This is a genomic window from Streptomyces sp. NPDC059718 (genome assembly GCF_042733315.1).
Lineage (GTDB): Bacteria > Actinomycetota > Actinomycetes > Streptomycetales > Streptomycetaceae > Actinacidiphila.
This window is the reverse complement of sequence record NZ_JBHWGA010000029.1, coordinates 60,039-83,273: the sequence shown is the minus strand read 5'-3', so window position 1 is coordinate 83,273 and position 23,235 is coordinate 60,039. Positions and strand designations below refer to the sequence as shown.

At 71.1% G+C, this 23,235-nt stretch carries 19 protein-coding genes and 1 pseudogene; 9 read left to right on the top strand and 11 right to left on the bottom strand.

Translation table 11 applies throughout. The annotated features are described in order from the left end of the window. Positions 1 to 134: 134 nt before the first annotated feature. The 4 genes and pseudogenes from ACFV3E_RS29325 (at position 135) to ACFV3E_RS29310 (ending at position 4,726) form a co-directional block, all read left to right on the top strand. Positions 135 to 1,616, top strand: coding sequence for a PepSY-associated TM helix domain-containing protein (locus ACFV3E_RS29325; RefSeq protein WP_500537382.1), 1,482 nt, complete (start codon positions 135 to 137; stop codon positions 1,614 to 1,616). 199 nt (positions 1,617 to 1,815) lie between these two features. After that, a pseudogene (locus ACFV3E_RS29320) lies at positions 1,816 to 3,486 on the top strand (FdhF/YdeP family oxidoreductase); the annotation flags it as partial. Positions 3,487 to 3,555: 69 nt separating this feature from the next. Then, positions 3,556 to 3,882 (top strand): cadmium resistance transporter, encoded by a 327-nt coding sequence (locus tag ACFV3E_RS29315; RefSeq protein WP_500537381.1) that lies wholly within the window; start codon positions 3,556 to 3,558, stop codon positions 3,880 to 3,882. A 1-nt stretch (position 3,883) separates the two neighbouring features. Beyond that, complete coding sequence (locus ACFV3E_RS29310) at positions 3,884 to 4,726, top strand: SDR family NAD(P)-dependent oxidoreductase (RefSeq protein ID WP_500537380.1); 843 nt, start codon at positions 3,884 to 3,886, stop codon at positions 4,724 to 4,726. 66 nt (positions 4,727 to 4,792) lie between these two features. Here ACFV3E_RS29310 and ACFV3E_RS29305 read toward each other — a convergent pair whose 3' ends face one another. Next, positions 4,793 to 8,170, bottom strand: coding sequence for a S8 family peptidase (locus ACFV3E_RS29305; RefSeq protein WP_500537379.1), 3,378 nt, complete (start codon positions 8,168 to 8,170; stop codon positions 4,793 to 4,795). An 815-nt stretch (positions 8,171 to 8,985) separates the two neighbouring features. Here ACFV3E_RS29305 and ACFV3E_RS29300 point away from each other — a divergent pair. Continuing rightward, positions 8,986 to 9,195, top strand: coding sequence for a hypothetical protein (locus tag ACFV3E_RS29300; RefSeq protein ID WP_500537378.1), 210 nt, complete (start codon positions 8,986 to 8,988; stop codon positions 9,193 to 9,195). Positions 9,196 to 9,433: 238 nt separating this feature from the next. Continuing rightward, positions 9,434 to 9,871, top strand: a complete 438-nt coding sequence (locus tag ACFV3E_RS29295; RefSeq protein ID WP_500537377.1) for a glutaredoxin domain-containing protein — start codon at positions 9,434 to 9,436, stop codon at positions 9,869 to 9,871. Positions 9,872 to 9,897: 26 nt separating this feature from the next. Here ACFV3E_RS29295 and ACFV3E_RS29290 read toward each other — a convergent pair whose 3' ends face one another. Both ACFV3E_RS29290 and ACFV3E_RS29285 read right to left on the bottom strand, forming a co-directional pair. Further along, complete coding sequence (locus ACFV3E_RS29290; RefSeq protein ID WP_500537376.1) at positions 9,898 to 10,929, bottom strand: magnesium and cobalt transport protein CorA; 1,032 nt, start codon at positions 10,927 to 10,929, stop codon at positions 9,898 to 9,900. Positions 10,930 to 11,328: 399 nt separating this feature from the next. Continuing rightward, positions 11,329 to 11,994 (bottom strand): nitroreductase, encoded by a 666-nt coding sequence (locus ACFV3E_RS29285; protein WP_500537375.1) that lies wholly within the window; start codon positions 11,992 to 11,994, stop codon positions 11,329 to 11,331. 192 nt (positions 11,995 to 12,186) lie between these two features. Between ACFV3E_RS29285 and ACFV3E_RS29280 the strand changes: the two genes are divergently transcribed. Beyond that, a complete protein-coding gene (locus ACFV3E_RS29280) occupies positions 12,187 to 12,786 on the top strand; it encodes a TetR/AcrR family transcriptional regulator (protein WP_499509748.1) in 600 nt (199 codons plus the stop codon). 243 nt (positions 12,787 to 13,029) lie between these two features. On the opposite strand, the gene ACFV3E_RS29275 is transcribed toward ACFV3E_RS29280, so the two are convergent. From ACFV3E_RS29275 to ACFV3E_RS29245, 7 genes are all read right to left on the bottom strand, one after another. Next, complete coding sequence (locus ACFV3E_RS29275) at positions 13,030 to 13,737, bottom strand: sigma-70 family RNA polymerase sigma factor (protein WP_500537374.1); 708 nt, start codon at positions 13,735 to 13,737, stop codon at positions 13,030 to 13,032. 76 nt (positions 13,738 to 13,813) lie between these two features. Next, a complete protein-coding gene (locus ACFV3E_RS29270) occupies positions 13,814 to 15,040 on the bottom strand; it encodes an ABC transporter permease (protein ID WP_500537373.1) in 1,227 nt (408 codons plus the stop codon). A gap of 131 nt (positions 15,041 to 15,171) precedes the next feature. After that, positions 15,172 to 15,408 (bottom strand): hypothetical protein, encoded by a 237-nt coding sequence (locus ACFV3E_RS29265; protein WP_500537372.1) that lies wholly within the window; start codon positions 15,406 to 15,408, stop codon positions 15,172 to 15,174. Next, on the bottom strand, positions 15,405 to 16,898 hold the full coding sequence (locus ACFV3E_RS29260) for a phosphatase PAP2 family protein (protein WP_500537371.1): 1,494 nt from the start codon (positions 16,896 to 16,898) through the stop codon (positions 15,405 to 15,407). The genes ACFV3E_RS29265 and ACFV3E_RS29260 overlap by 4 nt, the downstream gene beginning before the upstream one ends. A 9-nt stretch (positions 16,899 to 16,907) precedes the next feature. Further along, on the bottom strand, positions 16,908 to 17,819 hold the full coding sequence (locus ACFV3E_RS29255) for a patatin-like phospholipase family protein (RefSeq protein WP_500537370.1): 912 nt from the start codon (positions 17,817 to 17,819) through the stop codon (positions 16,908 to 16,910). Between the two features lie 260 nt (positions 17,820 to 18,079). Then, positions 18,080 to 18,823 (bottom strand): isochorismatase family protein, encoded by a 744-nt coding sequence (locus tag ACFV3E_RS29250; RefSeq protein ID WP_500537369.1) that lies wholly within the window; start codon positions 18,821 to 18,823, stop codon positions 18,080 to 18,082. 123 nt (positions 18,824 to 18,946) lie between these two features. Further along, positions 18,947 to 19,750, bottom strand: a complete 804-nt coding sequence (locus ACFV3E_RS29245; protein WP_500537368.1) for an alpha/beta fold hydrolase — start codon at positions 19,748 to 19,750, stop codon at positions 18,947 to 18,949. A gap of 637 nt (positions 19,751 to 20,387) precedes the next feature. On the opposite strand from ACFV3E_RS29245, the gene ACFV3E_RS29240 reads away from it, so the two are divergent. After that, positions 20,388 to 20,759 carry an iron chaperone gene (locus ACFV3E_RS29240; RefSeq protein WP_500537367.1) on the top strand — a complete coding sequence of 124 codons (372 nt, stop codon included), beginning with the start codon at positions 20,388 to 20,390 and terminating at the stop codon, positions 20,757 to 20,759. Positions 20,760 to 21,085: 326 nt separating this feature from the next. Here ACFV3E_RS29240 and ACFV3E_RS29235 read toward each other — a convergent pair whose 3' ends face one another. Next, entirely contained in the window at positions 21,086 to 22,117 is a 1,032-nt protein-coding gene (locus ACFV3E_RS29235; protein WP_500537366.1) for a saccharopine dehydrogenase family protein, read from the bottom strand. 113 nt (positions 22,118 to 22,230) lie between these two features. Between ACFV3E_RS29235 and ACFV3E_RS29230 the strand changes: the two genes are divergently transcribed. Next, positions 22,231 to 23,193 (top strand): helix-turn-helix domain-containing protein, encoded by a 963-nt coding sequence (locus ACFV3E_RS29230; RefSeq protein WP_500537365.1) that lies wholly within the window; start codon positions 22,231 to 22,233, stop codon positions 23,191 to 23,193. Positions 23,194 to 23,235 lie beyond the last annotated feature (42 nt).

The following is a 23,235-nucleotide window of genomic DNA, read 5'->3' as shown; positions in this document are numbered from 1 at the left end:
CGCCCGGCGCATCCATGCGCGCCCGGTGCCGGAGCGGCAGGCCCGTCACGCCGTACCGCCGTGAAGGCGGACCGAATCGTCGACTTCACGAGCGCCCGCGCCCTGCGCGCCGGGCGCCGATTGGGGATGCACGCATGACTTCGACACAGGAACACACGCCGAGAGACGAGCACGGCGAAGCCGCGGAGGCCGGCGGCCCCGCCGTACCACCGGCCACCTCGGGGGCCGGTCCCGTACAACCCGGCCGTTCGTGGAAGGGCGTACGGGCGCTGCTCGTACGGCTGCACTTCTACGCGGGGGTGTTCGTCGCCCCCTTCCTGCTCGTGGCCGCCCTGACGGGGCTGGCCTACACCTTCACGCCCCAGCTCGACCAGCTCGTCTACGGCGACCAGCTCGGCGTGGCGGAAGTGGGTGACGAACCGCGCCCGCTGGCGGAGCAGATCGCCGCCGCCCGGGCGGCCCACCCGGAGGGCACGCTGTCCTCGGTGATCACTCCGTCCGGCCCGGAGGAGACCACGCGGGTGGTGCTGTCCCTGCCGGAACTGGGCGAGAACCAGCGCACGGTGTTCGTTGACCCGTACACGGCCGAGGTCAAGGGTGAGCTGACCACGTGGTACGGCTCGACGCCGCTGACCACGTGGCTGGACGACCTGCACCGCAACCTGCACCTCGGTGAGACCGGGCGTCTGTACTCGGAGGTCGCCGCGAGCTGGCTGTGGGTGATCGTGGCGGTGGGTCTCGTCCTGTGGCTGGGACGCGCCCGCGGGCAGCGCGCCGCATCGGCGCGCGGTGTGCTGCTGCCGGACCGCTCCGCCCGGGGCGTACGCCGTACCCGCAGCCGGCACGCGGCCACCGGCGTGTGGATCGCCGTCGGCCTGTTCGCTCTCAGTGCCACCGGGCTGACCTGGTCCCACTACGCCGGTGACCGGTTCGGGCAATTGCTGGACGCGGCCAAGGGGCACGCCCCCGAGCTGGTCACCTCGCTGCCCGGCGGAGCCGGGGCGACGGAGGGCGAGCACGCGGGGCACGCCGGACAGGGCACGGACCAGGGCGCGGCGTCTGCGGACCCAGCCGACTTCGACGCGGTCCTCGGAGTGGCCCGCGACGCCGGGCTGGGCGGCCGGGTGGAGCTGACGCCGCCCACGGACGACGCGGCCGCCTGGACCGTGGCCCAGGACGACGACCTGTGGCCGGTCCACTACGACCAGGTCGCCGTCGACGCCGCCAAGGGGGAGGTCACCTCGGAGAGCAGGTGGGCCGACTACCCGGTCCTGGCCAAGCTCAGCAAGCTCGGCGTCCAGGGCCACATGGGCCTGCTGTTCGGCATCGTCAACCAGATCCTGCTGGCGCTGATCGCGCTCGGCCTGATCGCCGTCATCGTGTGGGGCTACCGGATGTGGTGGCAGCGCCGGCCCACGCGTGACGACCGCACGGCGGCACTCGGCAAGGCCCCCGCACGGGGGACGTGGCGGCAGCTGCCCCTGCCGCTGCTGATCATCGGCGTCCCGGCCGTCGCCGCGCTCGGCTGGGCGCTGCCCCTCCTGGGCATCACGCTGCTCGGATTCCTCGTCGTCGACATAGCGGTCGGGCTCGTCCGGCGGAACCGCACCGCCTAGCGTCGAAGGGGAGACGCAACGCCAACTGCCTCCGGTCCGGCACGCCCACCGTGCCGGACCGGAGGCAGTCGCGCACGGGGGGACAGCGCCGGAGACGCGGTCGCCACCGAACGTGACGGGAGCCGGGCGCAGCGTCCCCTCACCCCGCTCATCCACATGCGACGTCCCGGCCGGGCGGTGACACTGGAGGGAGCGGCGCCTGGACGACCTGCACCACGCCGACCTGATCTTCCCGGTGGGCCGGAATCCGGGTACGAACCATCCGCGGCAGCTCTCCGCCCTGGAGGAGGCCAAGCGCAACGGCGCCCGCGTCATCGCGGTGAACACGCTCCCGGAAGCCGGGTTGCTGCGGTTCAAGAACCCGCAGAAGCCGCGCGGGATCATCGGGCACGGCACCGAGATCGCCGACCGGTTCCTGCACATCCGCAGCGGCGGCGACCTCGCGCTGTTCCAGGGACTCAACAGGCTGCTGCTGGAGGCGGAGGACGCCCGGCCGGGCACCGTGCTCGACCATGACTTCATCCGCTCCAGCACCAGCGGTTTCGAGGAGTTCGCCCAGCACGCCCGCGGCATCGGATGGGAACAGATCCTCCCCGCGACCGGACTGTCCCGCGAGGAGATCGAGGACGTACGGGACGACGTCCTGCGCAGCGAGCGCGTCATCGTCTGCTGGGCCATGGGCGTGACGCAGCATCAACACGCCGTCCCCACCATCCGGGAGATCGTCAACTTCCTGCTGCTGCGCGGCAACCTCGGCAGGGCCGGGGCCGGCGCCTGCCCGGTGCGCGGGCACAGCAACGTCCAGGGCGACCGCACGATGGGCATCTGGGAGCAGATGCCGGACTCGTTCCTGGACGCGCTGCAGCGGGAGTTCGGCTTCGACCCGCCACGCGCCCACGGTCTGGACTCCGTGAACTCGATCAAGGCCATGCGGGAGGGCCGCATCAAGGTCTTCCTCGCCCTCGCGGGCAACTTCGTCCGGGCCGCGCCCGACAGCGCGGTCACCGAGGAGGCCATGCGGCGATGCCGCCTGACCGCCCACATCTCCACCAAGCTCAACAGGTCACACGCGGTCTGCGGACGGACGGCACTCATCCTGCCGACCCTGGGCCGCACCGAACGGGACGTCCAGCCCTGCGGCGAGCAGTTCGTCACCGTCGAGAACTCGATGAGCGAGGTGCACACCTCCCGGGGCCGACTGGAACCGGCCTCCAAACTGCTGCTGAGCGAGATCGCCATCCTGTGCCGGCTCGCCCGGCACACCCTCGACGGCAGGACCGACATCCCGTGGAAGCAGTTCGAGACCGACTACGGCACGATCCGCCACCGCATCGCGCACATCCTGCCGGGGCTGCACGACTTCAACCGGCGAGTCGTCCGGCCGGGCGGCATCAGGCTGCCGAACCCCGTCAACGAGGGCGTCTTCGCCACCGCCACCGGCAAGGCCATGTTCACCGGCAACGCCTGGGCCATGCCGCTAGCCCCGGACAGGCACCTGCTGCTGCAGACCCTGCGCTCCCACGACCAGTGGAACACCATCCCGTACACCAACAACGACCGTTACCGGGGCATCCACGGCAGCCGCCGCGTCGTGCTGGTCAACCCCGCGGACCTGACCGAACTCGGCCTTCGCGAAGGACAGTCGGTGGACCTGGTGAGCGTGTGGAACGACGACGTGGAGCGCCGCGCGGAGGGCTTCGAGGTGGTCCCCTACCCGACCGCGCTGGGCTGCGCCGCCGCGTACTACCCCGAGAGCCAGGTCCTGGTGCCGTTGGAGAGCGTGACCGAGACCAGCAACCAGCCGACCTCGAAGGGCATCGTCGTCAGGCTGGAGCCCTCGGGCACCCGCCCGGACGCCTCGCCGCCGTGAGCCAGGGCTCCGGGTGTGGCGCCAGAGAGGGCACGGCTGCTACACGCCCGCCGTACGGCCGTTGCGCAGGTGCGGTCCGGGCAGGCGGCCGGGTTGTTCGCCGTCACCTTCCTGCCCGAGTCGGCCGTCCCGTACCTCGGCCTGCTGCGCCTCGCCCTCGGCCTGAAGGCGGCGTGGCAGGCCTGGAAGCATCGCGACGACGACGACGGTGACCAGCAGGCCTCCGAGGCCGGTCCGAAGGCGTTGGAGGTCGCCGCGGTCACCTTCGCCAACGGCGGTGACAACATCGGCGTCTACGTGCCCGTCTTCGCCACTGCGTACGGTGAAGCCCCGGCCACGGCCGCCGTCGGGGCTGGTGCGGTCGAAGAAGCCGAAGCGGCGGATTACGGTCGTTGATATGACGCAGCCATCCCAGACCCAGTCACGTACCTGGCTGATCACCGGCGCCACCTCCGGCATCGGCCGCGAGCTGACCATCCAGGCGCTCGACGCCGGCGAGAACGTCGCCGCGCTCTCCCGCAGCACCGCGTCCCTGCACGACCTGCGTGCGGCGCACCCCGACCGGCTGCTCCTGATCGACGCCGACGTGCGCGACCAGGAAGCCGTGACGGGCGCGGTGGAGCAGGCCGTGGACCGCTTCGGCCGTATCGACGTGGTCTCCAACAACGCGGGCTACGGTCTCTTCGGCGCCGTCGAGGAGGCCACGGACGAGCAGGCCCGAGCCATCTTCGACACGAACGTCTTCGGCGTCCTGAACGTGCTCCGCGCGACCCTGCCCGTGCTGCGCGCACGGCGCTCCGGCCACATCTTCCAGGGCTCCTCGCTCTACGGGCAGTGCGCCCACTCCGGCGTCGGTCTCCTGGCGGCGACCAAGTACGCCGTCGAGGGCCTGTCGGACGCCCTCGCCGACGAGCTCGCCCCGCTCGGCATCAAGGTCACCATGGTCCAGCCCGGTCCCACCGCCACGGCCTTCCTCGACAACCTCGCCGTCGCGGCCGCCATCGACGATTACGACCAGACCGTCCGCGAGGTCCAGAAGGCCATCGGCGCACAGCCCGCGTCCGCGTACTCGTCACCTGCCCGCATCGCAGCGGGCATCCGAGCAGCCGCGGACAGCGACGCCCCGCCCCTGCGACTGGCCCTCGGCGTCTTCGGCGCGGACGCCATGCGCACCGCCCTCACCGCACGCCTGGCCGACCTGGACGGCTGGGCCGGGACGACCCGCGCGGTCGACGCGTGACCCCGGACGTCGGGAGCGGACGAGCCCCGGGCCGTCGGCCCGGGGCTCGCGCGGGGAGCGGGGTGCCTACTTCGTGGTGCGGTAGGCGCGGTAGATCGTCTGCTTCACGGTGTTGCCGCCGGCGTCGGTGAGCACGACGCGCAGGGAGACGGTGCCCGGGCGGGCGGGGTGGCGCAGCTCGAGCCGCTTGCGGTCGGTGACCTTGGCAGGCTTCCAGGTCCTGCCGCCGTCGTAGGACACCGAGAACGCCAGCTTGCGGGCGGTGCGGGCGGTGGCCGCGCCCTCGACCGTGAACGGGACGGTGAAGGCCCTGCCCGCCTTGGCCGTGCTGGCCGCCTGGAGCCTGGGCGTGAAGCGCACCGCCGACAGCGGCAGCCACATCATGCCGTCACCCGCCACATGGGTGGAGCGGAAGGTCCACTCCGCGGTCACCCGGGTGCTGACCGCGGAGAGCGACGCGGCGCGGGAGACGTCCGTGGTGAGCCGGTAGGCCCGCGCCTCGGCGGGCAGGGTGTGCGTGTCGCCGTCCAGGGGCGTGTCCGAGGTGAACACCGGCGTGCCGTCCGCGTACAGCGCGCTCGTGGCCCTGGTGTAGTCGGAGACGCCGACATGGCCCGCGCCGTCGGAGAACAGCGGCACGTAGGCGCTGAAGTCGTCGCCGAGACGGACCGCGCCCGACGCCTCCCCACCCGCGGTGTACAGATGCGGACCGAAGACGCCGATGTTGAAGCGCTGCGCGTACGTCGTGCCCGCGGCGTAGGCCCTGGCCCGGGTGACGGTCTGGCCGCCGTCCCACACGGCTTCGCCGTCCGCGCCCGGAGCGCCGTACTGGCTGGTGGCGTACTGCCACTTCACGCCCGGCAGGACGTAGTCGGTGACGGTGCGCGGCAGGGCGACCTCCTCCGGGTGGAAGTCGAACCAGTTGCCGCCCGGCATCAGGGGTGCGGCGATGAGGCTGCCGGTCTTGCCCGTGGCGGGTGCGCCGATGGTGAGGGCGAGCTCGGCGAAGTCCTGGCGTCGCGGCTTCGCGGTGAATCCGGAGAGATCGCCGGTGCGGTTCGAGGCCGGTCGGTAGTGCACCGTGCCGTGGGTCCACGTCCCGTTGTACTGCGCGAACGCCTCGCCTGCGGGAAGCGGGGCCCCGAGCTGCCCGACGCGCAGATTGCCGAAGCCGCCCATGTCGTAGGTGGAGGTGTAGCCGGATCCGTTGTCGTTGACGCCGAAGTTGAGTGTGGCGTCGGTGTTCTCGGCCGCACGGTCGGGCACGGTGATCCGGACGGGCCTGGCCTTGCGGGCGTCCATGACCAGGGTGGTGTCCCGGGTCAGCGAGAACTTCGGGTGCAGCAGCAGCGCCAGCTTCCCGTCGTCGGGGTCCGCCCCGGTGGAGACGCGGCCTTCGAGGGCGTAGCGGCCCTTGGGCAGCCGCACCGTGAACTCTCCGTCCGCGGGGTCGGAGTAGTCCCGCCAGATGTCGTTGTCCAGGCCGTACACGCCCGTCTCGGAATCGCCGGTGGGCCTGCCCCCCGGATCCAGGTGCCTGACCGTCAGGTTGTACGACTCCTGCTCGCGGTTCACGCCGATGCCGGTCCGCACGGTGGTGTCCCCGGCCGTCGCGGTCACGGAGCCGCCGAACGCGCCGTCGGTTGTGCCCGCGCGGCTGTCGGCGGTCACCGTGGCGGTCGCGGTGCCGGCCGCCGGGAGCGTGAGCCGCTTCGGCGAGACGTCGAACATGCCCTCGGCGGCCGGCTTCCCGTCCTCGCCGAACGCCTCGGTCGCCAGGTCGAGGGTGACCGGACGGTCATCGTCGTTGTGGTAGGTGACCTCCTTGGTGACGGGCTCGTCGTCCGCGTGCGGCCAGCGGGCGGTGCCGAAGTCGAGCGAGGTGGGGCTGCTGGTTACGTGCTGACGTAGCGCCCGCGCGATGTCGGTGCGGCCGGTGCCCTGCGCGAACGCGGCCAGCTCCGGGGTCGGTGCGGCGGAACCGGTGAGGACGGCCTTGATCCGCTCGCCGGTCCAGTCCGTGTGCTGCTGGGCCAGGATCGCGGCGGCGCCCGCCACATGCGGGGTGGCCATCGACGTACCGCTCATCGACACGTAGCCGTCGGCCGCCGGGTCGCCCTCCACGCCCTCCGCGGCCTTCGCGGCGACGATGTCCACGCCGGGGGCGGTGAGGTCGGGCTTGAGGGAGCCGTCGGCGGTGGGGCCCCGGCTGGAGAACTCCGCGATGGCGTCCGTCCGGTCCACCGCGCCCACGGTGAGCGCGGCGGCGGCGCTGCCCGGGGAGCCGATCGTGCCCGCGGCGGGGCCACTGTTGCCCGCGGCGACGACGAAGAGGGTGCCGGAGTCCGCAGACAGCTCGTTCACGGCCTGCTCGACCGGGTCGGTCTCCGGGGTGTCTTCGCTGCCGAGGCTGAGGTTGACCACCTTCGCGCCCTGGGCGACGGCCCACTGCATGCCGGCGATGATGCCGGAGGGGCTGCCCGATCCGTCGTCGCCGAGGACCTTGCCGCTGATGATGCGGGCGCCGGGCGCGACGCCCTTGTACTTCCCACCCGATCGGGCCCCGGAGCCCGCGACGGTCGAGGCCACGTGAGTGCCGTGGCCCACGCGGTCGACGGTGTCCGGTGACTCGGAGAAGTTCACCTGCGCGTCGACGCGGTCCTCCAGGTCCGGGTGCGTCGCGTCCACCCCGGTGTCCAGCACCGCGACGGTGACACCTGCGCCGTCGTATCCGGCCGCCCAGGCCGCGGGGGCGCCGATCTGCGCCGTGCTGCGGTCCGGACGCGCCGTGACCTTGCCGTCGAGCCAGATCCTCTCGACCTTCGCCGAGGTGGCGGCGGCCGACGAACGGGCACTCGCGCCACTGCCGGTGAGGGTCCGCCACAGCGCGGCGGCCTCGGACTTGCGGGCCCGCAGGGCGTCGCCGTTGACACTGGGCAGGTCGCGGGTGACGCGGGCGCCGGAGTCCGACAGCGTACGCGCCGCGACGGGACCGCCCTTGGTGTAGGTGACGATGAGCGGCAGGTCGGGCCGTGAGGAATCGTCGTACCCGAAACTCACCAGCCGCGTCACGTCGAACAGTTGCCGGTCGGCGGTGCCGTCCGCGATCAGCCGTTCGGCGTCGCGCGGTACGGCGTAGGTGTCACCGTCGGCCGCGCGGGATATCCGGAACGCCATGCCCTCCCGGCCCGTGGCGGCCGTGACGCCGATGACTTTGCCGACGGCGTCCAGCGTCACCTTGTCGCCGGTGACGAGGGTGACCGTCCGCCTGGTGGCGTCGGAGCCCGCGCCGAACGCGGACCCCGGACGCAATGCGGTACGGGACGCGCCCTCGGCCGGCGCGGCCTGGACGACGCCGACCGTTCCGCTCAGCAGGGCCGCGGCGATGGTGATGGCGGTGAAGGGGGCGAACGCCGCAACTGGCGCTCGTCTCTTGTGTGTCAAGGCATGCCTTTCCTACCGGGCACGGTGAAGCGGCCGGTGTCAGTGGAAGGGGGTGGAGGCGGCGAAGGGGATGGGCCGTCGGACGTACGGCGGCGACCGTCGCCGGGCCCGTGACGACCGGGGAGTCAGCCCGCCCACGCGGCCGGGCTCTGCCGGGAGTGATCTGCTCTCATCGGTTCCTCCCCATACGGGCCGGGCACTGGTCGCGGTCCCCTGTTACCTGTCGGCCCCGTCCGCCGGGTTCCCGATTTCCCCGGACCGGTTTCCACGCACCCTCGGTCCCGCCCGGCTCAGCAATCCCCCTCGCACCCTGCCGCGTGCACGCCGGCTACCCGCACGGCGGGGTGGCGAAGAAACACCTCGAGCCCCGCCGGAGTCTGCTCGCGGGGGCGACCGGGTCGCTCACGCACCAGGCATTCCGCCGCAACGACCGGCATTGACGCCTGCGCAGGCCGGTGCGCTGCTGGACCCGGTGCGTTCGCTTCGGCCAGGTACCGCAGCGGCGTGTGGCGAGCGGCACCACCGCGCGCCGCAGTTCCCGTACCAGACGTCGGCCGCCACCTGTTCGACGTCCGCCTCGACGGCGCGGATCACGTCCAGGTACTGGTCGACGACGGCGGCCGGACCGCGGGCGAGCAGTTCCGGCTGGTAGTCCTGCGCCTTCCATCATGACCACGCCGGCGGCTCCCCACCGTCAGGGCGGCGTCAGGGTTTGCCGTGGAGCGAGATCGCGGCCTGACCTGCGGGCATAGCCTCGTTGCCGGACGCGGGCCCGTGCCCGGGTCGCGTATCTCCCTCGCTCCAGGAGGAACAGCATGTGCCTGTACGTGTACGGGGAAGACCCCGAACCCGCCGAAACCGACCCGGCTGGGCTTCTCATCGTCCCCGCCCAGTCGGGTTCCGTCGGCTGCACGCCCCGCTACTTCACCGCCGACCGGGAGAACGCCGATGGGGCGGCGCTCGGCATCGATGAGGAGGCCGCCGTCGGCGACCCGGCGTTGCCGCCGTCGCGCAGTCGCACATGATGCCGTCCCTCTGGGCGCGACAGCCGACACCGCTGCGGCAGCGGCTTCCGGGCCGACCGCCACATCCCGAGGCGACTCTGCGCATCGCCGGGCTGAGGTCGGCCGCCTCTGCGACGGACGTCCCCGCAGACCGGAACCCCGGCCCACACTGCCGACGCGGGTGCCACGCGTACGGCGAAGCCCCAAATGCGGCAGCCCGGTCGAGCGGGCCTTCGGCTCACGGATAGGCTCCGCCAACATGACGCGTGCGTGGATCTTGCCAATGCTGCTCGTGGTCTGCGGCTCGGTTGTCGCGACCGGGCTGGTCCTCGGGGGGAGTCCCGGTGAGGGCGCAGCATTCTTCGTGGGGTTCGTGCTGCTCGCCGGCGTGAACTCGCCGCTGGTCTTCCCCAGGGGGATCGGTGCGTTGGAGGCGCAACGCCGGAGCGCGGTCGACGGCCGCCCGGTCGTCTTCTGGCGGCCCGGCTGCAAGTACTGCCTGCGCCTGCGCGTCCGCCTGGGGAGGGGGGCCCGTCATCTGCATTGGGTCGACATCTGGCGCGACCCGGCTGGTGCCGCGGCGGTCAGGGCGGCCAACGACGGCAACGAGACCGTGCCAACCGTCCTCGTGGCCGGCCGGCCGCATACGAACCCTGACCCTGATTGGGTGCGCGAACAGCTCTCCCCGCTCACCTGATCAGCAGCGACGGCTGTGTGGCGGGGTCAGAGCCATCTGTTATGGCGCAGGGCGCGGTAGATGACGGTGCAGATGAGAGCGATGACGGCAAGGACCGCCGGATAGCCGTAAGTGGCCCTCAGCTCGGGCATGTGGTCGAAGTTCATGCCGTAGATGCCGACGATCAAGGTGGGAAAGGCGACGAGGGCCGCCAAGGCGCTGATGCGCCGCATGTCGGCGTTCTGCTGGACGTTGATCTGGGCGATGCTGGCGCCGAGTATGCCGGTGACGAGTTCCTCGAAGGTGATGATCTGCTCGGCGACCTGTTGGTGGTGGTCGGCAACGTCGCGGAAGTAGGCGGGCACCTGGCCCGGCACGTGCGGGATCGATTGCTCGCTGAGGTGCTGCAGAGCGGGGGCAAGCGGTATCACGGCGCGCTTGAACGCCAGAAGTTCCCGTTTGAGCTGGTAGATGCGTGCGGGGTCGACGGGGAGGTCCGGTGAGAAGACCTCGCTCTCCAGGGTGTCGATGTCGCCGTCGAAGGCGTCGGCGACCTCCAGGTAGCGGTCGACGACCAGGTCGGCGACCGCGTGCATGACGGCAGCCGGTCCGTAGCCGAGCTGCTGCGGGTCGGCCTGGAGTTGGCGGCGCACGTGATCGAGGGGCGGAGCGCTGCCGTGGCGGACGGTGATGGCGAAACCGGGGCCGGCGAAGACCATGATCTCGCCGGTGTCGACGATCTTGCTGGTCGCGGTGACCTTGTCGTGGTCGACGTAGACGATGGTCTTCAGGACCAGGAACAGTGTGTCGCCGTAGCGTTCCAGCTTGGGCCGCTGGTGGGCGTGGACGGCATCCTCCACGGCCAGGGGGTGCAGGTCGAAGGCGTCGGCGACCTGCTGGATCTGGTCGGCGGTCGGCTCGTAAAGACCGATCCATGCGAACCGCCCGGCTTGACCGTCCCGCCGCTCCACAAGCGCGTCCAGATCCAACCGGCCGGGCATTCGACGGCCGTCCTCGTACAGGGCGCAGTACTCGACCGCGGACGGCAGCCGGGTTACGTCCCTGTCCTGTTGCGCCATCTGCTGTCCCCGACTCCTAGTCCGACGTTCCGACGCGGCGTTTCCGCGGCAGTGATCCGCCCCCACTGCAGCGGGCCAGGCCCGTGGTGCCACCCCTCGCCAGGGGGCGAGGGTCGAGCCGTCGTGCGGTTCGTCGGAAGGGCTGGCCAGTTCGTGGACGACTACTTCGGGGAGGAGACCCGCACAGACGTCGCGTCACGGCCAGGCCTCATGCAGCGCATGAGCGGGGTGACGACGAGCGTGCGTCAGGTGCAGACCGGCCCGAAGGCCCCACGGACTCCCTGCCCTGGGCCAGCCTGCACACATAGAGACCAGGTAGCGCGTCGTGTTGTGACACGGACCGCCCGCGGCCGGCAGTTCGCCATGACCGGCGGAAGGCCGCGTGGAGCGCGCCGCGGTCTAATCGCCGACGAACTCCACCATCTCGGTGAGTGGTGCCCGCGCCGGGCGGGGGCGACGTGCGGTGACGTCCTCGAACCCTATGGACATGCCGCAGAAGAGGACGAGCTCGTCCGGGGGAGCGAGGACCTCTGCGACGGTCTTGTGGTACTTCGCCCATGCCATCTGTGCGCAGCTGTGCAGTCCTTCGGTGCGGAGCAGCAGCATGACGGACTGCAGGTACATGCCGACGTCGGACCACTGGGGCTTGCCCATGTCGCGGTCGACGTAGCAGAACAGGGCGGCGGGTGCGCCGAAGCAGTCCCAATTGGCGGCGGCGGCCCTTTGGCGCGCCTCCAGGTCCTGGCGCTCGATCCCGAGGGCGCTGTATCGCTGTTCCCCGAAGGCGGATCGGCGCTCGCGGTACGGGGACTGCAGTGCCGGCGGATACTGCTCGTACTCCGGCTCGTCCCAGGCGTCGCCCGCGATCACCCGTTCGCCGGCGCGCTTCTTGAGCTCGGCCAGCGGCCCGCCGGTCACCAGGTAGACGTGCCACGGCTGCAGGTTCGACGCGGAGGGGGACCAGGCGGCGGCAGCCAGCACGCGCTCCAGCACCTCGCTAGGGACCTGCCGCTCGGTGAAGGCGCGCACGGCCCTTCGGCTCATGACCGCCTCGTAGACATCCATGACCAACCACCTCCAATAGTGTTAACTCACATGATTGACAGTTAAAGCAGGCGAAATGTGACACATGGGTGCCGTTCCCTGTCGTGCGCGGAGCCCGGGACTGCTGCGGCTGCCCTCCGTGGAACCGGTCCGGGGCAAGCCCGGCGTGATAAGTTAATACGAAGGTTCGTTTTTTGTGCGGAGGATGGATCCATGCCCAAGGTCACGCCGGAGTACATGGAAGCCCGCCGTCAGCAGATCCTGGACGCGGCGCGCCGCTGCTTCCTGCGCGATGGGTTCCATTCGACGTCCATGCAAGATCTGTTCGCCGAGTCCGGCCTGTCGGCCGGCGCCGTGTACCGGCACTTCGCCAGCAAGAACGAGATGATCACGGCGATCGTCGAGGAGAGCGTGCGCGATGTCCTCGCCATGGTCCAGAGCGTCGCGAGGAATCGGCCCGGCGGTTCCTTCGGGGACCTCATGGCCGACGTCCTGGAAGTCGTGAAGGTCAAGACCGCCGAGCAGAGCATCGCCGGGCTCTCCGTGCTGGCCTGGTCCGAGGCGCTGCGGAACCCTTCGCTGGCCAGGCAACTCGACGATCTGATGGCCCAGATGCGCACGGCACTGGCCGACGTCATCCGTGAGCACCAGCAGAGCGGCACCCTCCCGCGCGAGGTCTCTCCCGAGGCGATGGCCGCTGCGTTCATGTGCATGCTTCCCGGCTACATCCTCCAGTTGGCGATGGACGACTCCGCGCTGGACGGAGTGCCAGGCGCCCTGCGCGCGCTCTGGCCGGCTCCGGCGACGTCCTGACGCACGGGCCCGCCGCAGGCCTCGTGGCCGCTTCGCGTCCGGATCACGATCCGGACGCGCCACCGCACATCCCCCTCGCCCATGGCCTGGTGTCATCTGCTGCCCGGCATCGGTGGCCCGACGGGGCCACGCACGCCCGTCCCGCATCCGGCTGTGCCGGCGCGCCCCGGCGGCGAGCGGGCAGTCCCCCGGCTCCGACGACCGGCCGGTCGTCGGAGCCAGGAGACTGCCCACCTCGTACGGTCACGCGGATATGTGATGCCTCGTCAAAAGACCGACCCGCATGCGTGGTTGCCCCTCCGTACGCACCGCTCCTCCGCCTGGGCAGGCGACGTCCTCCGCGAACAGCCTTTCGAGTGGGGCGACGTTCCCCGCCCGGGCCGCCACCAGGAAGGTGACGAGGAACCGTTGGTGGTCGGCGGCTGAGACGCTGGCCCGTTTCTGCGCGGCCAGTCGCTTGCGGGCGCGGCTCACCAGTTGGCGCACGTTGACCTGGGACTGTCCGATGACCTCTGCGATCTGCCCGTAGGGGTACTCGAACGCCTCCCGGAGCACGTACGCCGCCCGTTCCGCGGGCGTGAGCCTCTCCATGAGCATCAGCACCGCGACCTTCAGCGCTTCCGCCTTCTCGGTGCCCAGCGCGGGATCGCTCATGGGGTCGAGCGACTCCGGTGGCCGGTGGCCGACGTAGTTCTCCCGGCGGACTCTCGCGGATTGCAGCACGTTGATCGTCAGCCTGGTCACCATCGTGGTGAGGAAGGCGTCGGGGTTCTGCACCTTGGAGCGGTCGTAGGTCTGCCAGCGGATCCAGGCTTCCTGGACGACGTCTTCGGCGTCGCCGATGTTGCCGAGCATCCGGTAGGCGATCCCGAACGTGATGTTGCGGACGTCGTGGAACGCCGTTTGTGCGTCCATCAGGTCCTCGGTGCGCTCCGCGGACTTCGACGACATGGTTCTTTTCCTTGCGTTCGGTGCGTTGGCCGGCTGTCGCCGTCTCCCGCGTGGAGGAGACGACGAGCCGCCTTCCTCATCCGTGGGCGGCGTGCCGGGCGTGCGAGTGCGTGCGGAACACCGGTGCGGGCGTCACGGTCGTCGTGGTTCCGGCCGTGTCCGGGGCGACCGCACTCGTGTCGTCGGCGTCGAGCCGGTCGTCCCCCACGGTGCCGTTCGCGACCGCGGAGCGTCGTCGGCCCCCGAGGAGGGCTGCGGTCAGGCCCAGGGCGGTCCACAGGGCGAGGACGACGATGTGTCCCGCGGATGCGTTCCCGTCGAAGTAGGCAGTGCTGCGCAGAAGGCCCGCGCCGGCACCCGGCGGGAGCCACTGGCCGATTTCGTCCACGGCCTTGGGCAGCAGTTCCGGTGCGGAGGTGCTGCCGGAGAAGGGGTTCCCCACGAAGACCATGAGTGCGACGCTCAGTCCGAGCCCGGGGGGACCGATGAGGGTGACCAGGCCGAAGCTGGTCGTGCTGATGGCGAGCAGGGTGAAGGACAGGGCCGCCCAGGTGGCCACGTGCTGGTGCGGCAGGGCACCGAGAAGGCCCTGGGCGATGAGGTAGGCGGCGAGTCCCGTCACGGCGCACGCGGCGACCAGGTCGACCAGCCTGCGGCGTACCGAGACGCGACCGGGTGTCAGCGCGATGAGCGCTGCGATGATGATGCTGCACACGGTGAGCGGGAGAAGGGCCGAAACGAAGACGACGCCGCGCGGGTCGCTCGCGGAGATCGGGACGATGTCGACCGTCTTCACCTTCACCTTGGTGATCTTCTTCGCGGCGGCCTTCTTCGCGGCGGCCTTCTTCGCGGCGGTGGACCGGACGGACGCGCCGCCCGGCGGAGTCGGGTCCTTCGCCGCCGCCTTCGCCGCCTTCGCCGCCTGATCCGCCAGGTGCTGGCCGGACGTGGTCAGCAGCTGGGCGACGGGCATGCTCGCGGCGGTGGCCTCCAGCACCGTGACGTGGCCGGGAGTGATCACGAAGGCGCCGTAGATCTCCCGGTGCTTGATCGCGGAGCGCGCCGATGCCTGGTCCGCGTAGAGGTGGAAGTCGAATCCGCCCGGCTTGCCGTGCGTCAGTCCCTCGACCGCCTTCTGGCTGGCCGCGCTGGTGCCGACGACCCCTACGGGTAGATCGCGGGGCGCGATCCGCGATGCGGGCCACGCGAACGCCATCACGGCCAGAGAGATCACCAATGGCAACGCCACGGTCGCGATGACGGTCCTGTGCCATGACTGCAGCCCCGTCGATGGCTTTTTCACGCCATGCCTCCACAAAGACGAATGATCATTTTATTTACTGCTCCAGTGTGGGGTTGTCGCGGGAAAACGTCAAGCCGAACATTCGTTTTCTTTTTGCCAAGAAGGTGCCGCACCAGGCGGGACGGACACGGCTACGTCCTCCGGACCGTCGTGGTGTCACCGGCGACGGGTACCCCGCTGTCGTGAAGGGTGAGGACAAGGTCCCCGTCCGCGCCCAGCAGCACCGCGATGGCGCCCACGATCAGCGCGGCACGTCGCCGCAGGCGCGGTAGCGCGGTGAGCGTGCCGCACGGGTGGTGTGCGTGGCCCGCCCGGTCGCCCGGCCCCGTCGCCGGGTCGTCGGCCCCGGTCCCGTCCTCGTCGCTCATCGCCCCGGCCAGTCGGGCAGCAGCCGGGCCGAGCCCTCCAGGTGCACCCGGCACTTCGTGCGGGCCGGGATCGGCAGATCCCACAGACCCGCGAAGAAGTGCACGTCGACGCCGACGCCGACGCCGACGCCGACGGCTGCGGCACGGCCCGAGTCCGCGTCGGCGACGTGCGGGAGCGTGTCCGCGATGTCGAACCGTACGAGGGGCACGACGTCGGTGATGCCGTTGAGCGTGAGCATGGCGATGAGTGCCTGCGGGGCGGTGGTCCCGTCATGGCCGTGGTTACGGGCCAGCCGGAGCTCCCCCGTGGACCCGGCGAGGTGGCGCCCCGCGTCCGTCCGGGGCCACCACGAGCGTCGCGGCCGACCCTCCTCGACGGCGTCCGATATCCGAAACCGCACCAGACCCCCGGTCGGTCCCTCGGCGTCGTCGCCGACGAGGAAGGCTTCCCCCAAGTGCAACGTGAGGTGTGAGGCGGTGCGACCCGGGCGCCGACCGCGCAGCCAGCCACCGGCCTTCCCGGTGCCGTGTCCGCTGTCGGGTGTCGTGCGCGCGACGCTCGGGCGATCTCCGTCGCCCGGAGACGGCGGTAGGGGGGAGTGGGGCATGTCGGACTGCCTTGGGGGGAGTTGCGAGTGGGGAGCCGGGTGGTCCGGCCGGACACGGCGTGCGCCGCTCTGGGCGGAACGTTCGGCGGAGCCGGTGCTCGTGCCGGGCGGGCGCACGCGGACGTTGTGCACGAGACCGGTCAACGAGCCGAAGAGCACGATGAGGAGGGCGCCCGCGACGGCGTCGGCGAGATAGTGATTACCGGTCGCGACGACCACGAGAGTGGTCAGTACGGGGTAGGCGAGGCCGCAGCCCCGAAGCGTCTTCCGGCGGGAATGCCGGAAGAGGAGCCATCCCGACCACACCGCCCAGCCGACGTGGAGCGACGGCATGGCCGCGTACTCGTTCACGAGGCTGCCGAGCCCCTGCGGCGCGCTGGTCTCGCCGCTCCACCACCCCCAATGCTCGACGTCGGCCACGATGTCGTGGATGCCGGCGTCGCTCAGCAGGCGGGGCGGCGTGGTCGGGAAACGCCAGTACGCGACGAGCGCGGCCAGTGTCACCGTGGCGAGCCAGGTGCGTGCGCCGCGGTAGTGCGCGGGGTGCCTGCGGTGGAGCCATATGAGGACGGCAGGCGTGACGACGTAGTGCAGCGTGGCGTAGAAGTACGCGGCGGCGACGGCCAGGACCGGCAGCTGGTGCAGCACCTGATTGAGGGACTGCTCCGGAGCCATGTGTACGGCGTTCTCCCAGCGCTGGATGTTCCGGCCGTTGCCGTCCGCGCTGGCGTCCCAGCCCCGCTGCAGCCCGCGGGTGGTTTCGTAGACCGCGTAGAGCACCCCGACCAGCAGCAGTTCCGCCCACCATCGCGGCGCGCGGCTGTTCGGTGGACGTGAGGCGCGGGGAAGCAACTGCCGGATGAAGCGGGCCGTGTTGGCCATCGGACGTCCTCAGGCCATCGCCGCGGGCTGCCGGGCGAGCCAGTCCCGGGTGAGCGAGTAGCCCGCCTGGAGCAGCCGCGGGGTGTCGTGGAAGTCGATGAGGCTGACCACGGGCGTGGTGGCGGCCGGCAGCCGTAGAACCGACCCGCGCACCGCCGCCACGTCCCGGCGTTCCCGCTCCTCCAGCATCTTTCCCACCGCCTGGTAGGCGGCGAGCAGGGCCGTCCGTGCCTGGCGGCCGGTCTGTTCGGAAACGGCGGCGGGCAGGAGGTAGATGGTCGTCGCACCCAGTGCCTCTGCCTGGAGAACGGGCGTGTCCGCCGATACGGCGCCGTCGACGAGGCGACGCTGCCCGACGCGCACAGGGGGGTACAGGCCCGGGACGGCCGCTGAGGCCAGCAGGGCCGATACGGCGTCGCCCCGGGAGAGGACCACCGCAGCGCCGGTCTCGATGTCGGTCGCCACGACGTGCACCGGCACGGCGACGTCTTCGAGGCGGTCGACGCCGACCCCGAACCCCAGTACCCGCCGCAGCGCGGTGCTCGAGACCGCGGCCTCGCCGTGACCCAGCGCGGCCCGGATCACGGTCCATGGCGAAATCGGCGCCACATGCCGCCGCTTGATGTTCAGCCACAGCGTTTCCAGCCGGTCGACGCCCTCGGCGGTCGGGTCGGCCGCGAAAGCGGCGCCGTTGAGCGCGCCGGCCGAGGACCCGACTATGAGATCGGGCGTGATGCCCGCCTGTGTGAGCGCCCGCAGCGCGCCGACCTGCGACGCACAGAGGCTGCCACCGCCCTGGAGCACGAAAGCCACGGTTTCAGGCGCGGTGGGCCCGGTTGGCAAAGGTGAGGCGGGAGCCCCGCCATCCCGCGCGACCCGGCATGCGGTCAGTGACGACCCCAAGGTGTGCACGGTTTCCACGGCGCCTCCTCCCTTTCCGAGAACAACCATTCCGTTTTGCGGTGCCCATCCTGTGGCACAAGCGGTCTCCCGTCAATCCGAACATTCGTTTTTTTACTGAGCGAGGAGTGTGCGCACACCTGCAAGGTGATCCGGCGTGCTTACGTCGTGCCACTCGCGCGACAGGCGACGCGCATGAGCAGATCGACGAACCGCGCGCCGGCGCAGCGGTAAGGCGACGGCCAAAGGCGGCCGCTGCGACCCGTGGCCGACGGACCCGGTCAGTCGCCACGCTCCGCGGTGCCGACCGCCGGAGTGCGGCCGGTCGGTTCGGACGCGCCCGCCACGAACCACTCCGGCGGCGTCATCCGGCCCGTCCCGTAGGCCATGTCGGTGTCCAGGAGGTATCCCCAGCTGGGCAGATGGTCGTGGACCGCACCCGTGGCGAGCGGCCAGCCCTTCGCCTCGTCGCGGCGCCAGTCGGCGATGAGTTCGGCGATCACGCCGAACCACGACTTGATGTGCACTCCGGCCCGCGAGAGGTTCGCCACCACCGCGTCGCGGACGATCTCGCCGGGCGCCTCGGCGCCGGAGGCGTCGATGACGGCATGCACCTCGTAGCCGTCCAGGACCATGTCCAAAGAAGGGAACGACAGGCAGGTGGCATCGGTGACCCCGGCGATGATGACCTTCTTCCGGCCGGTGGCCTCCAATGCCTCGCGGAAGGCAGGCCACCGGTAGGCATTGATCACGCCGGGTCGGCGGATGACCTCCTCGTCGGGGAAGAGCGAGGCCAGCTCGGGCAGCAGAGCCCCGTTCGGACCCCAGTCGCGGCTGGTGGTGAGGATGACGGGCAGGCCCAGGGTCTTCGCTGCCCGGGCGAGTCCGACGACGTTGTTCTTCGCCGTCTCCGGGGGCATGTCGTCGATGAGCTGCATCAGGCCGATCTGGTGGTCGATCAGCAGGACGATCGCGTTGTCCGGGGTGAGACTGTCGCAGGGGCCTGCGTTGGGCGTGTACGGCACGGGAGTTCTTCCTCTTCGTTGATGCCGGATCGGGCCAGGATGGACGTGCGGTTGGCGATGGCGATGGCTCGTGCGGCGACGAGAGGGGTGTCACGTCAGGGCCCCGCCCGTGGAGCCGCTCGTTCAGCGGACCGAGCGCGCCGCCCGCTCGATGATGTCCGCGACGTCACCCGGGTGGGACACGCTCGGGGCGTGGGACGAGTGGATCACGACCATGTGGGACTCGGCGCGCCTGGCCATGAACATCTGGGCCTCACGCGGGATGTTGAGGTCTTCCCCGGCCACCAGGCTCCAGGAGGGGATCGTCTTCCACGCGGGCTCGCCGGAAGCCTCCTCCAGCGCCGCGACGGTCACGGGGCGCTGGGTGGCCGCCATGAGGTTCGTGGTGTACGGGTGGACGTCCGCGGCGAACTGATGGTGGAACCTGTCCTGGTCGATGTAGAGGTCGACGCCCGGCGAGCCGTCGGGCAGGGTGCACGGGACAGGGCGCAGCGCGTCGGCGAGCGAGCTGCCAGGGAACCTCTTCGCCAGGTCGTCGGCGCTCTCGTCCCTGTCCGGGATGAAGGCGGCGATGTACACCAGTGCCTTGACCTGGTCGGAGCCGTGGGCGGCGTTGGTGATGACGGCGCCGCCGTAGGAATGGCCGACGAGGACCACGGGACCGGCGATGCTCGCCAAGAGGCTCCTGATGTGGGCGGCGTCACCGGTCAGCCCGCGCAGCGGATTGGCCGCGGCCACCACCGGGTAGCCGTGCCGCTTGAGCTGCTTGATCACGTCGTTCCAACTCGAGGAGTCGGCGAACGCACCGTGGACGAGGACGACCGTCGGCTTGCCGTTCTGCGTGGAGTCGCCCTCCTCACCTTTTGCGGCTTCCGCGGGATCCACGGCCACCGAGAGGAGACCGGCGGTCGCGGACACCGCGGCCATGGGGGAGAGGGGGGTCCTGACGTTCCGGTACTGAGAGGGACGGTTCACAGAAGGCCTTTCGTGGCGGCGATCAGTTGTTCACCGTGTCCTCGCGCGAGGACACGGTGTCGTGCGCGGCAGAGGGCCGGGGACGTCTCGCAGGTGCGCGGAGCCGATAGGGCGCCCGCTTGTGCCGTCGTTCGGCCGGTTCCTCCGCGCTGACCACGGTCGGTACGGGGGTGCCGGACCGGGCCGCAGAGTGTCCCGGATGGTCCTGGCCTCGGCGTCCTCCGGGATCCGGCGCTGCCCATACGGCAGGGCCGCGCTCCCCTCGGTGCCCGGGGGCAGGAGTGCGCGGTTCGCGCTCATGCATTCCTCCAACCGGGAATTGTCTACATGGACGACCAGACCGCTTCCCCGCCTGTGACACCGATTTCGCGCGAACTCTGCCCGGGCGTCGCGCCACGACCCAGGGCCGCGACGACCGTCCCGCGAAAGGGCCAGGACCCTGCCGGAGAGGAGCAGCGGTGCGATGGCCGCCCCCGATCGCACCGGCACCGAGGCGCAGCAAGAGGGCCCCCTCAGTCGTACGTGTCCTTGATCCGTCCACCCGCAGTGGTGGGGACCGGCCGGGCGCACCGCCTGCCGGACTGATGCCATGAGCAAGCCCCGGACGGTCGACGAGTACATCGAGGGCTTCGGCGGCCAGGCCCGCGAGCGGCTCGAGCAGCTTCATGTGCTGGCGCGTGAGACCGTGCCGGAGGCGAACGAGGCGATCAAATGGGGCCACCCCGCGTGGGTGCACCCCTCGGGAACGATCCTGTTCGTGATCAGCGGCCACGCGAAGCACGCGAACTTCGCGTTCACCCCCAGTACCCGCGAAGCCTTCGACGCCGAACTCACCGACGTCGGGACCGGCAAGGGCACTGTCAAGCTCCCGTACGGGAGCCCGGTGCCGACGGACCTCCTCCGCCGCATGATCGCCTACCGCGTCCGTGAGCACGAGGACGACGGCGTGCTGTGGATGTGACCACCACGCCGTCTTCGGCGAGCCGGCACGGCCGTTGCGTCGGCTCCGCCATCACGTCCAGGAGGCCGCACCGGCCGGGACGATCCACGGGCCAGGCGGTCTGCTGGAGGGGCCCCTGAGGTGTCGAAGAGCATCCGAGGGAACGTGCTCCCTGGACGACAGGTTGCCTGAGCGGGTGGCGCCGTTCAGTAGCCGGAGTCCTGAGACCGATGTGGGACGTCGGCAATCGAGGCCCGGCCCGTCAACCGGTCACGGGGTTGAGCTCAGGGGTGAACGTCACGCCCGCCGATCGGGGGCGCTGCGCACGGAGCCACCGGTTCAGACCGCTACGCGTCCAGGTCCACGGACAGGTACGAGGACAGCGCGCGGAGGAAGTCGGGCGCGTCGAAGATCGCTCCGGCGGAGGCGACACCGACCGTCGTGGTCCGTCCCGAGAGGATGCGGTCGACCGCTTCCACGACCAGCGGCGCGGTGACGGCGTAGATGTCCTGGCCCTTCGCCGTGGCGCGGCGTTCGTCGCCCTTGGAGCGCACGACGACGTCGACGAGGAAGGTCTGCGCGGACCGCCCGCGCTCGTCGACGGGGGCCGGCGACGGTGAGTCCGGGGATGCCAGGTCCGTGGCCGCCTCGGTCGTCATGTAGGTGCGCACTTCGGGGATGGACAGGTGGCTGGGAACGGTGACGACGTCAGCCATGGTGAACTCCCCGATGACGGTGCGGGGACCCATCGGGTCGGGGAAGGGCCACGTCAGGGTCGGCGGGGCGTCGTCGCGGTACTCCAGCTGCCCCTTCGTGAAGCGGACGCGTCGCCCGCCCCGCCGCTGCCGGGAGACCGCGCCCGCGGCACGCGTGCCGGCGGTGGGGTGCCAGCTGTTCAGCCCGTACGCGACGTGTGCCTCGTCCGCCGCCGTCCAGTCGCCCATGGCGGCGGTGGTCAGCAGGTCGCCGAGGCCGCCGTAGAAGGCCATGGCAGGGACGATCACCATCCCTGCCGCGCGGGCGCGGTCGTTGAAGTCCGCGAACGTATCGGCATTGGCCTCGATTTCGGCGGCGACGTCCACGTACGGGATCCCGGCGCGCAGTGCCGCCTCGACAAGGGGGGCGGCGGTCGTCGCGAAGGGCCCGGCGCAGTTGACCACGGCAGCCGTACCGGCGAGTGCGCGGTCGAGGGAGGCCGGGTCGTCGACCGACGCCTGGTGGGCGTCCAGACCGGGTTCGGATGTCACGAGCTCCTTCAACTTGTCGGCGTCGCGCCCGGAAAGGACCGGGACGAACCCGCGATCCCGCAGATGTGCCACCACGAAGCGCCCGGTGTGTCCGTACGCGCCGAACACCGCCACCTTGAGCCCTGAACCCATGGGTTCCTCCCCCGTATTGGAATGATCCGTTGCGATCGGCCGAGGGATATCCTGCCCAGGGCGGGCACCGGAACGTGAGTGTCCGGAACGCCATGCCCCGTACAATTCCGGACATGGGCACTGTGGCGCTGGCCGTTACCGACGGGATGCTGCACTTCGAACTCTCCCTCGCCTACGAGGTCTTCGGCTCCGCCCCGGACGGCGTGGCAGGTCCTTGGTACGACCTGGTCGTCTGCGGGCCGGGCGCCGTGCGGGCCGGCCGGTTCGCGCTGGAGCCGGATCACGGCCTCGACCGGCTCCCGGGTGCCGACACCGTGATCGTCCCGGGCTGGGCAGACGTCGACGAGGACCCGCCCGCCGAACTGGTCGACGCGGTGCGCGCAGCCCACGAGGCCGGCGCGCGTGTGGCCTCCCTGTGTACCGGCGCGTTCGCGCTGGCGGCCGCGGGCCTGCTCGACGGGAGACGTGCGACGACGCACTGGGCGCACACCGAGGTCCTGGCCGCCCGCTACCCGAAGGTGACGGTGGACCCGGACGTCCTCTACGTGGACAACGGCAGCGTGCTCACCTCCGCCGGCAAGGCCGCCGCCATGGACCTGTGCCTGCACATCGTCCGCCTGGACCACGGCTCGTCGGTCACCAACGCCGTCGCCCGCCGCCTGGTCGTGCCGCCTCACCGGGACGGCGGACAGGCCCAGTTCGTCGCGGCCCCGGCGCCCGCCCCGGACAACCACCCCCTCGCCGAACTGTTCCCCTGGGTGATCGAACGGCTCGACCAGCCGCTGACCGTGGAGGACCTGGCCCGCCGGGCACGGATGAGCTCACGGAACCTGGGACGCCATTTCCGGTCGGTGACCGGTACCACGCCACTGCAGTGGCTGCTCACCCAGCGGATCCGCCACGCCCAGGTGCTGCTGGAGACCACCGACGACGGCGTCGACTCCATCGCGGCGGCCACCGGCATGGGGACCGCCACAACACTGCGCCGGCACTTCCACCGTACGGTCGGCGTGCCTCCCGACACCTACCGCCGCACCTTCCGCCTGCGCAGCCGCCCCGCCCCGAACGGCAGTTGACCGCCGTTGCGCGAAGGCGGCCCCCCGGAGCCGGCGCCCGGC

What these genes read in the sequence shown, in the direction of transcription:
- ACFV3E_RS29280 (WP_499509748.1), top strand. Translation starts at nt 12,187, where the DNA reads ATGCCCAAGGTCACGCCGGAGTACATGGAAGCCCGCCGTCAGCAGATC.
- ACFV3E_RS29300 (WP_500537378.1), top strand. Translation starts at nt 8,986, where the DNA reads ATGTGCCTGTACGTGTACGGGGAAGACCCCGAACCCGCCGAAACCGAC.
- ACFV3E_RS29235 (WP_500537366.1), bottom strand. Translation starts at nt 22,117, where the DNA reads ATGGGTTCAGGGCTCAAGGTGGCGGTGTTCGGCGCGTACGGACACACC.
- ACFV3E_RS29325 (WP_500537382.1), top strand. Translation starts at nt 135, where the DNA reads ATGACTTCGACACAGGAACACACGCCGAGAGACGAGCACGGCGAAGCC.
- ACFV3E_RS29240 (WP_500537367.1), top strand. Translation starts at nt 20,388, where the DNA reads ATGAGCAAGCCCCGGACGGTCGACGAGTACATCGAGGGCTTCGGCGGC.
- ACFV3E_RS29245 (WP_500537368.1), bottom strand. Translation starts at nt 19,750, where the DNA reads ATGGCCGCGGTGTCCGCGACCGCCGGTCTCCTCTCGGTGGCCGTGGAT.
- ACFV3E_RS29295 (WP_500537377.1), top strand. Translation starts at nt 9,434, where the DNA reads ATGACGCGTGCGTGGATCTTGCCAATGCTGCTCGTGGTCTGCGGCTCG.
- ACFV3E_RS29275 (WP_500537374.1), bottom strand. Translation starts at nt 13,737, where the DNA reads ATGTCGTCGAAGTCCGCGGAGCGCACCGAGGACCTGATGGACGCACAA.
- ACFV3E_RS29285 (WP_500537375.1), bottom strand. Translation starts at nt 11,994, where the DNA reads ATGGATGTCTACGAGGCGGTCATGAGCCGAAGGGCCGTGCGCGCCTTC.
- ACFV3E_RS29265 (WP_500537372.1), bottom strand. Translation starts at nt 15,408, where the DNA reads ATGAGCGACGAGGACGGGACCGGGGCCGACGACCCGGCGACGGGGCCG.
- ACFV3E_RS29230 (WP_500537365.1), top strand. Translation starts at nt 22,231, where the DNA reads ATGGGCACTGTGGCGCTGGCCGTTACCGACGGGATGCTGCACTTCGAA.
- ACFV3E_RS29260 (WP_500537371.1), bottom strand. Translation starts at nt 16,898, where the DNA reads ATGGCCAACACGGCCCGCTTCATCCGGCAGTTGCTTCCCCGCGCCTCA.
- ACFV3E_RS29290 (WP_500537376.1), bottom strand. Translation starts at nt 10,929, where the DNA reads ATGGCGCAACAGGACAGGGACGTAACCCGGCTGCCGTCCGCGGTCGAG.
- ACFV3E_RS29310 (WP_500537380.1), top strand. Translation starts at nt 3,884, where the DNA reads ATGACGCAGCCATCCCAGACCCAGTCACGTACCTGGCTGATCACCGGC.